The sequence below is a fragment of the Pseudomonas umsongensis genome, assembly GCF_012647205.1.
Taxonomy (GTDB): domain Bacteria; phylum Pseudomonadota; class Gammaproteobacteria; order Pseudomonadales; family Pseudomonadaceae; genus Aquipseudomonas; species Aquipseudomonas umsongensis.
Window position 1 is genome coordinate 5,275,621 of the sequence record NZ_CP051487.1, and the last position, 15,180, is coordinate 5,290,800.

The 15,180-nt window shown below is 58.0% G+C and carries 12 protein-coding genes; 1 reads left to right on the forward strand and 11 read right to left on the reverse strand.

The features are described from left to right. Positions 1 to 19: 19 nt before the first annotated feature. Positions 20 to 835 (reverse strand): SDR family oxidoreductase, encoded by an 816-nt coding sequence (locus HGP31_RS23695; protein WP_020799978.1) that lies wholly within the window; start codon positions 833 to 835, stop codon positions 20 to 22. Between the two features lie 285 nt (positions 836 to 1,120). Between HGP31_RS23695 and HGP31_RS23700 the strand changes: the two genes are divergently transcribed. Next, positions 1,121 to 1,273 (forward strand): DUF3309 family protein, encoded by a 153-nt coding sequence (locus HGP31_RS23700; RefSeq protein WP_008060837.1) that lies wholly within the window; start codon positions 1,121 to 1,123, stop codon positions 1,271 to 1,273. Between the two features lie 84 nt (positions 1,274 to 1,357). Here HGP31_RS23700 and HGP31_RS23705 read toward each other — a convergent pair whose 3' ends face one another. From HGP31_RS23705 to HGP31_RS23750, 10 genes are all read right to left on the reverse strand, one after another. Continuing rightward, positions 1,358 to 2,722 carry a DUF1552 domain-containing protein gene (locus tag HGP31_RS23705; RefSeq protein WP_168758785.1) on the reverse strand — a complete coding sequence of 455 codons (1,365 nt, stop codon included), beginning with the start codon at positions 2,720 to 2,722 and terminating at the stop codon, positions 1,358 to 1,360. Between the two features lie 2 nt (positions 2,723 to 2,724). Then, a complete protein-coding gene (locus HGP31_RS23710) occupies positions 2,725 to 6,846 on the reverse strand; it encodes a DUF1592 domain-containing protein (RefSeq protein ID WP_240963506.1) in 4,122 nt (1,373 codons plus the stop codon). Between the two features lie 439 nt (positions 6,847 to 7,285). Next, a complete protein-coding gene (locus tag HGP31_RS23715) occupies positions 7,286 to 9,385 on the reverse strand; it encodes an LTA synthase family protein (RefSeq protein ID WP_020799975.1) in 2,100 nt (699 codons plus the stop codon). A 347-nt stretch (positions 9,386 to 9,732) separates the two neighbouring features. Further along, entirely contained in the window at positions 9,733 to 10,338 is a 606-nt protein-coding gene (locus HGP31_RS23720; protein WP_151143118.1) for an START domain-containing protein, read from the reverse strand. Between the two features lie 41 nt (positions 10,339 to 10,379). Next, positions 10,380 to 10,634 (reverse strand): YkgJ family cysteine cluster protein, encoded by a 255-nt coding sequence (locus tag HGP31_RS23725; RefSeq protein WP_020799973.1) that lies wholly within the window; start codon positions 10,632 to 10,634, stop codon positions 10,380 to 10,382. Positions 10,635 to 10,797: 163 nt separating this feature from the next. Beyond that, on the reverse strand, positions 10,798 to 11,253 hold the full coding sequence (locus tag HGP31_RS23730; RefSeq protein WP_168758787.1) for a translation initiation factor 2: 456 nt from the start codon (positions 11,251 to 11,253) through the stop codon (positions 10,798 to 10,800). Positions 11,254 to 11,343: 90 nt separating this feature from the next. Next, positions 11,344 to 12,783: an aminotransferase-like domain-containing protein gene (locus tag HGP31_RS23735; RefSeq protein WP_020799971.1), complete on the reverse strand. Its 1,440-nt coding sequence runs from the start codon at positions 12,781 to 12,783 to the stop codon at positions 11,344 to 11,346. Positions 12,784 to 13,070: 287 nt separating this feature from the next. Beyond that, entirely contained in the window at positions 13,071 to 13,883 is an 813-nt protein-coding gene (locus HGP31_RS23740; RefSeq protein ID WP_020799970.1) for an OmpA family protein, read from the reverse strand. Next, positions 13,880 to 14,236, reverse strand: coding sequence for a DUF4398 domain-containing protein (locus tag HGP31_RS23745; RefSeq protein WP_008060823.1), 357 nt, complete (start codon positions 14,234 to 14,236; stop codon positions 13,880 to 13,882). Before HGP31_RS23745 ends, HGP31_RS23740 begins: the two co-directional genes overlap by 4 nt. Positions 14,237 to 14,245: 9 nt before the next feature. Then, complete coding sequence (locus HGP31_RS23750; RefSeq protein ID WP_020799968.1) at positions 14,246 to 15,061, reverse strand: substrate-binding periplasmic protein; 816 nt, start codon at positions 15,059 to 15,061, stop codon at positions 14,246 to 14,248. Between the last annotated feature and the right edge of the window lie 119 nt (positions 15,062 to 15,180).

The window sequence follows — 15,180 nt, forward strand, 5'->3', positions numbered from 1 at the left end:
CTGTCGTGTGCGGGCAAGTTCAGTTTGCGGATTGCTTGGCCTTGGCGCGCATCTTGTCGGCCATCAGGGTCATTTCGTTGTAGAGCAGTTGCGGGTTCTTCTGCTTGAGCGCCCAGGCCTGGCGGCCCTGTTCGTGGGGCAGGATCATGAACTCGCCGACAGCGACCTGCTGAAAGATGTAATCGGCAATATCGGTGGCACTGATGGGCGAGCTTTCCAGCAACTTGCCAACCTGGGCTTTCATGGCCGGCGTCGGGCCGCGGAAGGAGTCCAGCAGATTGGTCTGGAAAAACGACGGGCAAACCACATGCACGCCGACTTCCTGATGCGCGAGTTCAATCAGCAAGCTTTCGGACAACGCCACCACGCCGGCCTTGGCCACGTTGTAGTTGCTCATGGCCGGCCCCTGCATCAACGCCGCCATCGAGGCGATGTTGATGATCTTGCCCTTGCTCTTCTCCAGCAACGGCAGGAAGGCCTTGCAGCCCTTGACCACACCCATGAGGTTGATTGCGATCTGCCAGTCCCAGTCTTCCAGGGACAGTTCGCTGAAGAATCCGCCAGAGGCAACCCCCGCGTTGTTGACGATGATATCGATACCACCGAACTTCGATTCGCAGGCCTGGGCAAACGCGGTCAGTTGGCTGTAATCACGCACATCGCAACGCTGGATAAAACCGTCACCACCGGCTTCGCGCACCTGTTTCAAGGTTTCCTGCAGACCTGGTTCGCTGACGTCCGACAAGGCCAACTGCCAGCCTTCGCGCGCCCAGCGCAACGCGATTTCGCGACCCAGGCCGGAGCCCGCGCCAGTGATCATCATGCGATTTTGCATAGCAAACAGCCTTGTTGTTCCGGGGAAGATGCGTCGAGTGTAGCGAAGGAAATTGGCCGCCCCACGCTCTATCAGATTGTTGAATGCCCCGAGCAAACCGCAATCGTGGCTCAACCAACTAACGCGGCAACAGATTTATCGGTAGATGATTTGAAAAACCGCAAAAAACTTGGAATTTTTTGCCCTGCACCGCGGTCGGATTTTTTAAGCAGCTCGAATAAATGACGTTCCCGCTGACTGATAACGGCTAGGTCATTCCTGAATACTTACAGCAAGGAAACAGATATGGGCACAATACTTCTGATCATTCTGATCCTGTTACTGATCGGTGGTCTACCGGTCTTCCCACACTCCAGAAGTTGGGGTTATGGACCGTCCGGTATCATCGGCGTGGTGTTGGTGGTGATATTGATCCTGTTGTTACTCGGGAAGATATGAAGTTCTGAGTAGCCAATAAAGGCTGCAGAAATTTCGATGCCAGTCAGATAAAACTGACTGGCATCGTTTTTTCCAAAGTTTGCGTCACACGTTAGTGAAAATTCCACTGACAGGATCAACATTGCCTGCATAAGGCACGCTGGTTCCTGCGGCCTTGGCAACGGTTGCCCAGATCCGCTGCATGTCGACGAAGTTCTTGCCGATAACCGGGTTCCCCGTGTGATGCGACTTATCGGCTTGCGTCGTGATATTCAGGTACCGTCCTGCGCCCTCCCCGCTTTTCAACAATCCGCACGCGCCGCCCATCATGACCAGCGGCATATCAATCGAGTGCTCGGGGGCTCCATCAGCCATTTCGCTGGTGACAATGACCAGGACAGATTCGAGCAAGTTGTGACCGGGCATGTCCGGGTCTGCATGCCTGGACAGTTCATCCATCAATTCCCTGACCTGCCGGACATACCATTGCCGTGTTCCTCTCCAGACTGCTTCCCCGGCGTAACGGTGAGCGCAATCATGGGGATTTTTGTCGCGACTGACATCAATGATATTGAGTGACTCCGCCGAGCGTCCGATCTGAACGGTCGCAACGCGGGTAATCCCGCAACTCAAGGCGGTGGCCACCACTTTATGGTGGTCGGCCTGTATGCGTGTGCGGTGCTCCGCCGACTGGTAATCCAGGGGCTCGAGCATCACAGGCTCGCATCCCCCCACGGGCGGCCGCGCTTCCTCAAGGTCCTTGATGACCTGCTCTACTGAATCCAGATGGGTATCAAGCTTTTGCCTCTGGCCGGGGGAGAGCCGGTTTTTGATGTCCTGGATATCCGCCAGGGATGCCTCTAACAGTTTTCCAGCTCCAGGCTCCAGTGCGCGCCGAGCTTGAGCAGGCGTCTTGAACAGCGATTCAGCCATCAGCATGGGGTCGCGGTAGGGCGTGCGAATCGCTTTGCCCTGAAACGACACGAACCAGGGCGTACCGTCGATCCCTGCGTGGGGCCCGGCAAACAAGCTGCGATGCGAGGGTTCATTACCCGGCAGTGCATTTCCCAAGAGGACGTCGATTGATGACTGACTCTGTGCGCTATCACGCAATATATAGTTCCAGTTGTTATGGCCCGAGTTACCTGGCCCCGAGACAATCCCGCGCAGGTACAACGATTGGTTGCGATAAGCCTCCAGCTCTTTACTGACTTCATTCAATGTAAAAGCCGTGGTATCCATCCCCTGTGCAGTGGGATGCCACAAACCGCGCCCATCGCCAAACGGTCCACCCTGATAGGAGTCCACTGCCGTTCCGTCGGGTATTACTACAATCACGACCTTCAACAAGGGTTGCTCGGATTGCCCCGCCAATGCCATGCGCGTCAATCCGAATTGGGTCAATGGACCATAGACACCTGCCGCAGCCAGTCCCGCGAGAAAACGCCGGCGACTTTTCAAGATGCCCATGATCAGTTCCTCTCGGTTTTGTAGATGAACGCGTTGGAAGTCCCCAGGGTTCGCAACATCTCTGCCAGGGAGCCGGAAGTTTTCAAGCCATCGGCAATCGCCTTCACAGCTCCCGACGTCGATGCATCCGATTTGCTGCCGAACACAAACCGGAAATAACTGTCGGCCATACAGAACTGGGAGGCGGGATGGCGGGGAACGATTTTGGCGATACCGCGAACGTCATTTACGGTCTCTGAGCCGGTCGAACTTAAAAAGGGACCGGAGGCCTTGATTGGCAACATCTGAGGATATTGGTCAAAGTTGTAGGCTTTTTCCTGGGTACGATAACGGCCAGCTGCATCGTAATGCTCCATCGCGGCGCCGGTGTCATTCATGAATTGGTGACATTGCCAGCAGCGCCCTCCTGACGCTTGCTCACCGTTGACCAGATCCCAGCGTTCACGGGTGGTGATGGGCTGAGCAGGAAAAACCGGACCTGTAGGATCTGGCTCAACCGGAGCACCGAACTCACGACAGAACATCTGCTCGCGAATCATGATTCCGCGCTTGACCAGTGAGGTGGTCTCGAAATCCGACGTGGCTGCCTGAGTCAGCCCCAGGTGCAACAACCCGCCCCGCTTGTCGTCCACCGTGACTTTTTGCATCGTGCTGCCCGTGACACCGCTGATGCCATAATGCGCAGCCAGGTCCTGATTCAGATAGGTGTAACCGGGGTTGAACAACTTATCCAGGGTGCCTGAATCGAGCAGCATGCTTTTGCTCAGCAAGTATTGCTCCTGTGCCATCAGCGCAATCATTGGCTTGGTCAGCCCCGGCTTTTCCTGAACGCCGCGTGCGGTTTTGATGTAGTAGCCGACGAAACGGTTGAACTGCTTGATGCCGCGGTCCGTTTGCATCATCCGCTGAATTTCGGCGGAGATCTGTTGTGAAGTCTGCAGTTCATTGCGCTGCGCCTTGGCCAACAGTTCAACATCCGGTGTCGTGCCCAGGAACCCGTAAGAAAGTGCTGTTACCAGCTCGAACGGCGTGAGCTTATACACCTTGCTTGCCCTGGCTGACTCCACCCCCAGCTCCGAGCGATAGAGAAAATGCGGCGACATCAATAGAGCCGCAATCACAGCCGGGGCCCCTTGCTCATCGTGTATTTTCTGATACCGCAAACGCTCGGCATCAGTCACGGGACGACGGAACATCTGATAGCCCAGGGAAGTGACCAGGTCGGTGCCTGTGCGAGAGGTTGCCAGCGCACTCAAGCGCGCAGGTGCCACCTTCTCTGCCACCGACAACGCCATGTCGTAATACAGCTTGACGTCCTCGGCCTGCAGAATGCCCTTGCTCGCTTCCCCTGGGTATTTGAAATCTTTTTCCGACTTGTCGGCCGGTAGTTTCTCGGGATTGACCTCGACCCCCAGGATGTCCCAGATGCTGGCGGCATACTCACTGGGCGTGAGCAATCGCAACTGCCGCGCACCATAGGTCTCGCCATGGTCCAGGTAGGGTTTCCAGATGACGTCGAACAACTGGTTGCTGATTTCGGTCGCACAGGTGGTGTCGCAGTGCCCCGAAACCGGCATGCTCTTGATCTGTTTGACCAACGCTTCCCGACCCGCCACGCTCCAGAGCAAGGCCTTGCTCGCGCTGTCGAAATACTCGACGGAATGGCACTTGGTACAGGCCCCCGCCAGGACCGACTCGCCCAGGTTCTCGACATGTCGATAGGCGATGAGGGGTAGCTGCCGGTCCTCGCTGGACTCATCAATCACCACCGGCTCCAGTTCCGGCTCCGGTTTTTCCTTGGAGTAAAACGGGTAGATCACCTTGTACTTGCCATAGTCGAGGTTACGCGTCGTGCTTGCCCCCCACGGAATCTGTATGAGCAGCGGCTCAGCATGACTCTGATCCTCGTTAACCAGACTGATGCGCCATTGGTCATCGGTGACAGAAGCAGGCTTGCTCGGCGCGTTGATCGTGATCTTGACCTCTAGCTTGATCGGCCGTTCGCGATATCCCAGGTTGATGGCCTGACTCTTGTTGGTTGGCGATAGCGTGACGGAGGTGTTTCGCACCAGAGGAACCCATTTTTTCACATCATTGAGGCGCAACTGATACTCACCATACGCCAGCCCTTTGAGAACCAGTGCGGACTCATTGCTTAACGGATCCCATGACAGTTGCACCAGTCGGCTATTGCCGTCGGGGGCAATCAGGTAGCCACTGATCATTTCGTCTTCCAGGCCCGGGGGTGACAGCATTGGACGCAGGGCCAATTCTGTCTGCGGCAGCCCGGTTGCGTCATAGCGCACGCGATAGATGACCCCGGCGACATCGTCGCTGATCAGCAGGCTGCCATCCGCCAGTTCGAGAAACTCGACGGGACGACCAATGCAGGAGTTGTCCAGGCAATAGACATCAAATCGATCCGGATCCTGCACAAATCCATTGATCAGCGGGATCTGGTTGACCACGCGCGTACCGCCCTGGATGGTCAGCATTTGTATGTCCATGCCCGGGCGGGCGGTGGAGCCGGCACCATGCACGGCCACCAGCAATCGTTGGGTACCCGCCGCAGCCGGGTAACCTGACCAGAACTTGACGCCGAGCGGTGCAGTGTTGGTACCCGACTCAAAAGCGGCCGGCACATAGTCAGCGGGGCTGATCTGTTCGAGCGACTTATCGGACACAATGGCACCGGGCACCAGCGGCGGCTGGATCACGCCCGGGTTCTGGTACTCCTCTTGAGTGAAACCGGGCGTGTCCCTGCCAAACCGATAAGGCACACCGAAATGCAACCCGGGGCCCCGGATGACGTTGACCTCGTCAGGGTTGGGGAAGCCTTGGCGATTGTTGTCGCTGAACCAGATTTTGCCGTCCTTGGGATTCCAGTCGAAGCCCACAGAGTTACGCACCCCCATGGCCAGGATCTCCGACTCCCCCGTCTCCAGGGAGTACCGCAAGACCGTCCCATAGCGCTTGTCGGCGGGAATCATGCATAGGTTGCACGGAGTGCCGACCGCCGTATAAAGCCACTTGTCCGACGGATCGACTGGGTTGAAGCGCAAGGGGTGTTTCATGTGCCAGATGCGAGTCTTCGAGCCGGACGACAGCGGGGGCAAGGGAAACAGCTTGCCGTCTGCCGGAAAGTTGAAAACCAATTCGGGTTTTGGGTCTTTGTAATGATCGTCCGCGTTACGCAAGCGATACAGACCACCTGTGGTCGAGTAATACAGATCACCGTCGCGGTATGCCACGCCGTGAGGCTCTTCCAGGCCCTTGGCGATGACATGAATGCCGGTCGGCTTACCCTCTCCGTCCAGCGGCAACGCGTAGATCATGTCGCCGATTTTTCCGTCATAGACGTACGACGGGATGGCACTGGAGCCGACATACAGGACGTTCTTGCCCATGGCCATCTGCCTGGGCTGGATAAGGCCCTGGGCAAACAACTCGATTTTTATCCCCGGCAAGCCATTGAGCTTGCTCACCTCAACCGGAGGCCGATACTTCACCGCCACGGTTTGCTCCGCCCCTTGCGCCTGCGTGAATGAAACAATGCGCGGGGTGTTCAGCGGGATGTATCCATCAGCGCTGTTCATTACAAGCTGGTAGTCGCAAGCTTTTAGATTATCGAGGTGAATCGTTTCGTTGGCCTTTGCGCTGATCGCAATCTCTTCGGCCTTGCAACGCAACGTCCCGGTGACCGTCTGATCTGCGCGAGCAACACCTGGCACCGCCGGTTTCAGAGGGGCTTTGCCGCTGAGGGTGGAGAAGCTCAGCGTCAGGCGATTGCCCTCGAAGCCACCACAGTCGCCAAGTTCTTTCCATGCGTCTTTCCACGGACCGCCGACAACCAATGGCTCATAGACCGGCAGCTTGCACCACTGCCAACTGCCGACGCCAAGCGGGGCCTCGTCATCTTTCCAGCATTCCAACAGCTGGCCAGCGTGCTGAACCTGCTGCCCCTGTTCGTAGAGCGCGCCCTTTTCATAAGCAGGCGCTGTACAGGACTGAGGTGATGGAGCTGACTCCGACGATCGGGTGTACACCACTAAAGCGACGACAGCGGCGAGCGCCGCAAACCCCACGAACCACAGCAAACGAAGCACACCGACAGACTTATTCATGAAGCGAGCCTCACTCGTCAGCCAAGTGTTCAACCCCTCGGACAAATCTGTTAATTCAGTGTCCTGCGGCGAACCACCTGAACCGAAGTGGCAGGCCGAAAAAGAGCCTAAGCCAACCCCGGCATTTCTATTGAAATGTCTTCCAGCGCGGTTCCACTGCATGGCCAAAACATGGCACGAACGCCATAGAGACAGGAACAGGCAGACATCATCCTTGCAACGCTGCCCGCTCTCAACGTCGCGGTTGCAAACGTTGGGTCAGGTACTCGAAGCACCTGTATAAGATTCCCAAACCCCCGAGGTGTCTACTGTCAAAGTTGACAGGTTTTCCCCTTGGGTGCGGCACAGCGCCTTACGGCGAGCATAAAAAAATCCGATGCCTGTGCAGGCATCGGATTTTTTGTAGCCCAAGGTCAGGCAGCAAAGCCTGACTGAATACTCAGTCAGGTACGCCGTCGACCACACCAGCGGTGTTGTCGATCAGACTCTTGGTCGCCGTTTGCAGGAACGCTTCGAGCTTGAGCTTCATCTCGGCGGTGCGCGGAGCATCCGGAATCACTTCCGCCCGAGGCGTAGCGCCCAGTTCGTACTGGTACATCTTCGGCGCCATGTCCTTGTCCTTCGGCAATACCAGGATCTGGTCCGCGGTGATGATCGCAGTGGTCTGCTCGCTGCCCGACGGTTTGATCACACCGAAACCGGTGTCGCCTTCTGGCAGGTTGAGCAAGTCACGACCCCAGCACTGATGACGCACTTCACCACCGATGCGGCCCATGATGGTCGGCACGATGTCGACTTGAGTGCCCACGGTGTGGTCGAGCGTGCCAAATTTCTCCTGGATGCCCGGTGCGATCATCAACATCGGTACATTGAAACGGCCCAGGTCCATTTCGGTGATCTGACGTTCGTTACCGAAGCCGTGGTCGCCAACGATGACGAACAGGGTCTCCTTGAAGTAAGGCTCATTACGCGCCTTCTCGAAGAACTGACCCAGCGCCCAATCCGAATAGCGCATGGCGGTCAAATGCTCGTTCAGGCTGCCACGATCGGTGACGCGTTCGACCGGCAATGGGGTCGGCAACGCATAGGGCGTGTGGTTGGACAAGGTTTGCAGCAAGGCATAGAAAGGTTTCTTGTCCTTGCCGTCGCGAGCCTTGAGTTCCACCAGGCCACGGTCGAACATATCCTGGTCGGACACACCCCAGGTCGGGTCGGAGAACACCGGGTTAACGAAGTCGTTGCGACCGATGAAATTGGTCATGCCCTGGTTACTGAAGAAACCCGACTGGTTGTCCCAGGCGAAATCGCCGTTGTAGACATACACATCGTCGTAGTGACGGGCGCTGAGCAACTGCGGAAGGCCAGACAGTTTGTGGCTGCCTTCCGGGGTCTGCATCAGGTATTCGAAACCCGGCAGGTTCGGGAAGCAAGCCATGGTGGCGAACATGCCCTGGTGGGTGTGGGTACCGTTGGAGAAGAAACGGTCGAACAGCAGGCCTTCCTTCGACAGCTTGTCGAGGTACGGCGTGATGTTGCCCGGTGCGCCCAGTGCGCCTACCGAGTGACCGGCCATGCTTTCCATCAGGATCACGACGACGTTCTTGATCGGCAGGGTCTTGTCGACGGGTGGCGTGTAGTCGCGACGCACTGCTGCGGTCTCGCCATCCACCAATTTGTCGTCCTTCATGACCAACAGGTCGCGTACAGTCTGCTGAGCCATCGGTTGTGGCAACGTGGCTTTCCAGATGTTGTCGCGATCTTCAGACATCCGGCTCTTCGCGGCAGCGACCAGGGACAGGGTACCGTTGAGGCCCAGCTGGTTGGCGAAGTTGGAATCGGTGGTGTAGACATCACCCCAACGCATTGGCGGGCCTTGACGCAAGGTACCGCGGGCCGCGACCACGCAGATCAACAGGCACACCACGAACACCATCGCACGCGCGTACCAGGGGGCAACCTGCCGAGTACCGATGCTACCACCGCTGAAAGGTCCACGAGGACGCGTGGCACGGTCGGCACCCTTGAAGGCGAGGCTCAGGATCCAGGTGCCCAAGGCCCAGGCCAGCAGGTAGCGGACCACCGGAAAACCGTACCAGAGCATGCTCATCACGGTTTTCGGGTCTTCCTTCACATACTGGAAGACCAGCCCGTTGAGGCGCTGGTGGAATTCACGGTAGAAGTCCATCTCCATCAGGCCCAGGAACAGCGCGATGCTGGCGGTCACCGTCAGCCAGAGACGGAAGATCCCCCGCGCCGCCATGGCCCGGGCACTGAACAGCGCCAGCACCAGCGGAACGCTGAGGTAGACCACCAGGCGCAGGTCGAAACGCAAGCCATTGGCGAATGCTTCGAAAAAGGTCGCGGCCGGTGTGTCGAGGATCATTTCGCGGTTGTAGACGAGCAGCGCGAGGCGCAGCACGGAAAACATCACCATCATGACCAGGGCGCACAACAGTGTGTAGGCCAGATGCGATTTGACGGTCGGTTGCAGCAAGCGACTCGATGCTCGCTTCTGACTCAGGGCGTCCGGAATAGCCATGTCGTTTTTAGGACCCATTGGAAGTTGAAGTTTCAAAAATACAGCTGCGCCCTGCCCTCTGTTGGCCAGTACTCGGCCCCGGGGTTCGCGCGGTGCGCAAATGTTGCACGATCAATCGCAGCATTGCCATTGATTACTGTTCGTCGATGGCCGCGCGGGGGGAATTGTCTTGGAGGCTTTGTGAAAATTCTGTGCAGCGAATATTAGGTAACACAATAAAGGCTTCTGTAGGAGCGAGCACGCTCGCGATGGACGTCAACGATTACGCGGGTTGTCTGCATGCCCGGATTGTCCTGGCGTTTTTCGCGAGCATGCTCGCTCCTACAAGGAACAGGTGGCACCTGCTTTTATTTCTCGGCCAGTGCCTTCAGGTTCTTCAAGGTATTGAACGGCGCATCCACTACAAACTTGTTGGCCACCATCGATGGCACGCTACCACCTGGCTCGGTATGCACCTGATAGGTCACTTCAACCTGATCGCCCTTGGGCACGAACTTCCAGAAACCATCGACCTTGGCGACCCGGACAAAGCCCTTTTCTTCAGGAAGGTATTTGGGCACGCCCTCGAGCTTGCGCGTCAGGCTGCCATCGGCGCCTGCGATCGTGGTGATATGCAGCACCGAATCTCGCGGTGTGACCGGCCATGGCGTATTGAACTGGGTGTAGGTCCAGTTCTGATCGCCTTCCTGCTTGAGCAACTTCTGGGTCTTGCACTCGTGAATCCAGGTGCAGGCACCGACCACGTCTTCCTGCAGGGCACGCAGCTTGGCCACGGTGGTCTTCATCAGGGTGACGCCCTGATAGGCCTTGTAGTCGGAGCCGGCCACTTCACTCAGGGAGATCTTGATGCCGTCTTCGTTCCTGGCGACTTTCCAGTCTTCGGCCTGGGCAACTGAAGTGGCCAGAACAGCCGTCAAACCACACAACACAGCGATACGATGCAGCGAACCCATAATCTTATTCCTTATTGTTGAAGTTCCGTTCTGTAAACACATCACGCGGCGGTCATCTGCTCCCACCAGCCAATCAACCGGATAGCTTCTTCGCTGCTGTTGCCACACACCTCAACGTCAGCCTCGAACGCCGAACACACTGCCGGGCGCTCGGGCTTACCGAAAATCTTGCACAGGTTTTCGGCAGACAGTTGCAGGCAACGTTCCCCGGCGGCTTTGCCATGGGGCATACCGGGAATCGGTGAACTGATGGAAGGGGCAATGCAGCAGGCGCCACAGCCCTCACGGCATTTCATGACGAAAAGCTCCTCGCGACGAGCAATGTATTAAAGGACGGGCACAGAGTAACCGCTAAAACAGTTGTTTTAAATTACCCTTACCTGGGTATTTACCTGCAAACGGGCGTGACCGGCCAGTCTCCGACCAACTGTCTGCTGGCAGGTCAGCCAAAGGCGGGATTTACCGCTTGAACTCGAATTCCAGGGCGGCGCCTTCGACTTCATGGCGCTCTTCGTTACGCATTTGCAACTGCATTTCGTTGTTGATCAGCCTGCCATTGAGCTGGAACTGGCTGCTTTTGTCGCCGAACATTTGCGGCAGCACCGGTTCACGCTTGGGCAATGGAACGGTACCGACCGGTTTCAGCTCCTCGACCATGTCCTTGGGCAGGCTCAAATCGAGGTTGGCTGAAGGTACCGGGGTTTTCACCACCGCACTGGCCGGTTTTGACTTGGCGGCATTCAGTGGGCGCTTTTTTACCGCGGTTGGCTTTTTGACCGGTGCGGTTTTTTTCGAGGTTGCCTTGGCATCGCTGGCGGCGGGCTTTGCCTGCACGGACTCAGCCTTGACGGACGCCGGCTGAACACTCACTAACAGGCAGATCAACAGCCAGACGGCAGGAAAAATCGGCTTCATGTACCCAACGATGCAAACGGCGAAAACGACAGAGGTGCCTATGCTCCCCTGTTGCGCGCTCCGTGACAAGCACGGACGGAGACCGCCTGGTCAAAAGCCCCCGGCCATCTCCTGGCAGAGCTGGGTGGCAAGCATGCCCAGGGTCATCAACGCACGTTCGGCTTCGCGGTTCCACGGGATGCCGCAGTTGAGCCGAATGCAGTGATTGAACTGCTCGGTGTTACTGAAAATCAGCCCCGGCGCGATACTGATGCCCTGCTGCAACGCTCGCACATGCAGCTCCTGGGTATTGACCCGCCCTGGCAGGCTCACCCACAAAATGAAACCGCCGGTTGGCCGGGTCATCTGCGTGCCTTCGGGGAAATACTGCTGCACCGCCAGTTGGAAAGCGCTGAGGTTCTTGCGGTACTCCTGGCGGATATAACGCAAATGGCGGTCGTAACCACCATTTTCCAGATAGGCGGCAATGCCCATCTGCGTGACGCTGCAGGCCGAATGGGTACTGAAGGTCTGCAAGCGCTGGATCTCCTGCTGGTACTTGCCGGCAATCATCCAGCCGATCCGCACCCCTGGCGACAGGGTCTTGGAGAAGCTCGAGCAATAAATCACCCGATCCAGCCGATCATAGGCCTTGAGCGATTTGGTGCGACCTTGCTCAAACATCAGCTCACCGTAGATATCGTCTTCGACTATCTGGATGTCAAAGTCCGACGCCAGGCGCAACAGCTGCTTCTGCCGCTCTTCAGGCATGGTGCCGCCCAACGGATTGCTCAAGCGCGTGGTCAGCACCAGCGCCTTGATCGACCATTGGTTGGCCGCCAATTGCAGCGCTTCAAGGCTCATGCCAGTGGACGGGTCGCTGGGGATTTCGATGACCTTGAGGCCCAGGAGATCGGCCAATTGCAACAAACCGTAGTAAGTCGGCGATTCGGCCGCGATCAGGTCACCGGGCCGGGTCAGCACCCGCAGGGACATCTGCAAGGCGTCGACGCAGCCGTGGGTGATCACCACCTCAGAAGGATCGACCACCACGCCGGCATCGCGCATGCGGATCGCCACCTGTCGACGCAAGGGCTCGAAACCGGGGCTGAACATGTAGCTGAAAGCCCGCGGGCTATGGAACCGGGTGACCTTGGCCAATTGCTGATGCAGGGCACGCACCGGCAAATAGTCGACGCTGGGCACCGCGGCACCCAGCGGGAAAACGCCTTCGCGGCGGGACTCGACCAACACTTGTTGAATGATGCTGCTGCGGGTCACCAGGCCTGGACGTTCGACACGGGCGATGTCCGGGGTCGGCGCAGTCAGCGCCGGGGTCTGGTGCACGTAATAACCGGACTGCGGCCGCGCGCGAATCAGCCCCTGGTCTTCAAGGTTGGCATACGCCTGCAACACCGTGGCATGGCTGACATTGAGCTGCGAACTCATCTTGCGCACCGAAGGCACGCGCTCTCCCGGTTGATAGACACCTCGGCGGATGTCTTCAGCCAGTTGCTGAGCAATACGTTGATAGAGCAAGAGGTTGGTCATGACGCAGCACTCGATTTCACGGGCATTTTATTCTTGTGTAAAACAATACCGGAACAGTTTAGAAGTGTACTGGGACAGTTGCCACAATAGTCGACAGTACAGTGCAGTGTCAGCAAAAACTGTACTGTTTTGTGCGCTAATCGGCAGGCGAAAAAAAACCCGGCGCTGTCTGCCAGGCCGGGCTTTGTAGGAACCGGCTTGCTGGCGATGGCAAAACCGCGGTGTTTCAGATGAATCGCAGTGATGGCATCGCCAGCAAGCCGGCTCCTACGGAGTGCGTGATTTCATTAGCGGGCAGCGCCGAGCTGGCCTTTTTCGTCGGAAAACACAATTTCCACCCGACGGTTCTGTGCCCGCCCCCGTTCGGAGGCGTTCGCGTCAACCGGATACTCGTCGCCATACCCTTCAACCAGGATGCGCTTGTCGTCGATGCCCAGGTCCATCAGCACATCCGCGACCGATTGGGCCCGGTCGCGGGACAGCTTGAGGTTTTCCTGCTTGCCGCCAGTACTGTCGGCGTAACCCTCGATGCGCACCACGCGCTTGGGGTTGAGTTGCAGGAACTGCACGATCTTCAGCACCACGCGGTTGGCCGAGTTTTTCAGCTCTGCTTCGCCGGTGTCGAACAGCACATCACCCAGGGTCATCACCAGGCCACGGTCGGTCTGGGTGGTGGCCAGGGCCAGGATCTGCTCTTCCAGCCATTTGCCCTGCTGCTGCACGCTGAGCAACTTGGATTCGCGCAAGGCCAGTTGCAGGCGCTGACGTTCCAGCTCGAGCTTGGCGGCGCGCTCTTCATTGAGCACCTGATTGGTGTGCTCCCGGGCGATCTCGCTGTAGCGCTGGCTCAGGTAAGCGTAATGCACCACATCCGAGCCGCTGCCCCAATAGGTGGACAAACGGTCGGCGCGGGCCAGGGACTCACCGGCGCGAATCACGTCCTTGGGGGCGATGCGCAGCACGTTGGAGTCTTCCTTGACCTTCTGGAAGTCGGCGCCCGCCTGTTGCAGCGCCGCTTCGCCTTGCTGGCCGGCGCAGCCGACAAGGCTGACGGTTCCTGCCAGGATCAAAGCGCCGAAAATGTTGGACTTGAGGCTCATTGGGCTGCTCCCAACTGCTTTTGCAGGCGGGCGATGCGGGTATTGAGCACGTTCAGCTGTTCTTCACTCTTGAGGGTCAGGACCCGGGCTTCGGCCAGGCGCGCGTCCAGCTCGGCCTGCTCGGCGCGCATCCGCGCATTCCTGAAAGACTGGTCAGCCATGCTGCCCTTGGCCCGGTTGTATTTGTCTTCGGCCAGTTTCATCTCCGGCACTTCATCGGCAGTGGCACCCACGGCACGGGCTTGCTCGACGGCCTGTGCGGTCAGGCGCATTTGTTCATTCGGCGCCGGATCGGCTGCACAACCCGCCAGAGCCAGAACGGCCAGGGCAGCGAAAAGAGGTCGAATACTCACTAAAAATCCCTACTGTTTTGGGGTACTGACAGGTTGCTTCTGCTGCGCATTCCAAAGCTCGATATTGCGTTGCAGCACGGCTTCCGTCAGTCCGGACGCGGGCAATTCTGTCATCTTTTTGGCCAACTGTCCGCGCAACCACGGATCGTTGCAGGCGGAGTTGTGGGAAAGCGCCAGAAACAGCCCGGGTTTGTCGACCGGCTGCACACGGGCGACCAGGTCATTGGCCATGCCCAGTGTCTGCGCCATGGCCATGCCGGAGTAGCGCCCTGCCAAGACAAACTCTACCTCCCCCAGGAGCAATTTCTGCAAGGCCTGGGTCAGGTTTGGCGTACGGGTGAGGGTCAATTGCTGCTCGGCGAAAGTGGCGAATTGCGAGGTCAATCGAGACTTTTCCGACAACGCCCCAGGATGACCGTGCAAGTCCTGGACGTCGTTGTAGACCAGCGACGAATCCTTGCGGGTCCACACCAGATAATCGTTTTCCAGCAGCGGCGGATGGATGTAGTCCAGGGATTCCAGCTCGCCAACTGTCAACGGCGCGTCCGCCAGCATGTCCATGCGCCCGCTGCGCACTTCGTCCAGTGCCTGGGAACGTTTGCCGGCGTAGAGCACCTGGACCTTGATGCCCAACTGCCCCGCTACCTGCTGCAACAAATCGGCACTGGCGCCAATCAAGTGCTTGGGATCCTGCGGGTCTTGCCACAGGTACGGTGGCGCATCCGGGCTGCCGGTGACCACCAGGCGTTCGCATTTGCCAGCGGCAATGGACAGTGCTGGCAATAGCGCCAGACCCAGAAAACTCCACGCGAGACGCAGATCCATAGCAGCACACTCCCGTTGAGACCGTTTATATCCCTGTAGGAGCGAGCCTGCTCCTACAGGTACAGAGGCAAAAAAAAGCCCGACCAAAGGGTCGGGCTCTTTATAAGTGAAGCAGCCGG

Excerpts from the sequence above, each read along its gene's own strand:
- HGP31_RS23715 (WP_020799975.1), bottom strand. The coding sequence starts at position 9,385 with ATGGCTATTCCGGACGCCCTGAGTCAGAAGCGAGCATCGAGTCGCTTG.
- HGP31_RS23730 (WP_168758787.1), bottom strand. The coding sequence starts at position 11,253 with ATGAAGCCGATTTTTCCTGCCGTCTGGCTGTTGATCTGCCTGTTAGTG.
- HGP31_RS23710 (WP_240963506.1), bottom strand. The coding sequence starts at position 6,846 with ATGAATAAGTCTGTCGGTGTGCTTCGTTTGCTGTGGTTCGTGGGGTTT.
- HGP31_RS23750 (WP_020799968.1), bottom strand. The coding sequence starts at position 15,061 with ATGGATCTGCGTCTCGCGTGGAGTTTTCTGGGTCTGGCGCTATTGCCA.
- HGP31_RS23705 (WP_168758785.1), bottom strand. The coding sequence starts at position 2,722 with ATGGGCATCTTGAAAAGTCGCCGGCGTTTTCTCGCGGGACTGGCTGCG.
- HGP31_RS23720 (WP_151143118.1), bottom strand. The coding sequence starts at position 10,338 with ATGGGTTCGCTGCATCGTATCGCTGTGTTGTGTGGTTTGACGGCTGTT.
- HGP31_RS23695 (WP_020799978.1), bottom strand. The coding sequence starts at position 835 with ATGCAAAATCGCATGATGATCACTGGCGCGGGCTCCGGCCTGGGTCGC.
- HGP31_RS23740 (WP_020799970.1), bottom strand. The coding sequence starts at position 13,883 with ATGAGCCTCAAGTCCAACATTTTCGGCGCTTTGATCCTGGCAGGAACC.
- HGP31_RS23735 (WP_020799971.1), bottom strand. The coding sequence starts at position 12,783 with ATGACCAACCTCTTGCTCTATCAACGTATTGCTCAGCAACTGGCTGAA.
- HGP31_RS23700 (WP_008060837.1), top strand. The coding sequence starts at position 1,121 with ATGGGCACAATACTTCTGATCATTCTGATCCTGTTACTGATCGGTGGT.
- HGP31_RS23725 (WP_020799973.1), bottom strand. The coding sequence starts at position 10,634 with ATGAAATGCCGTGAGGGCTGTGGCGCCTGCTGCATTGCCCCTTCCATC.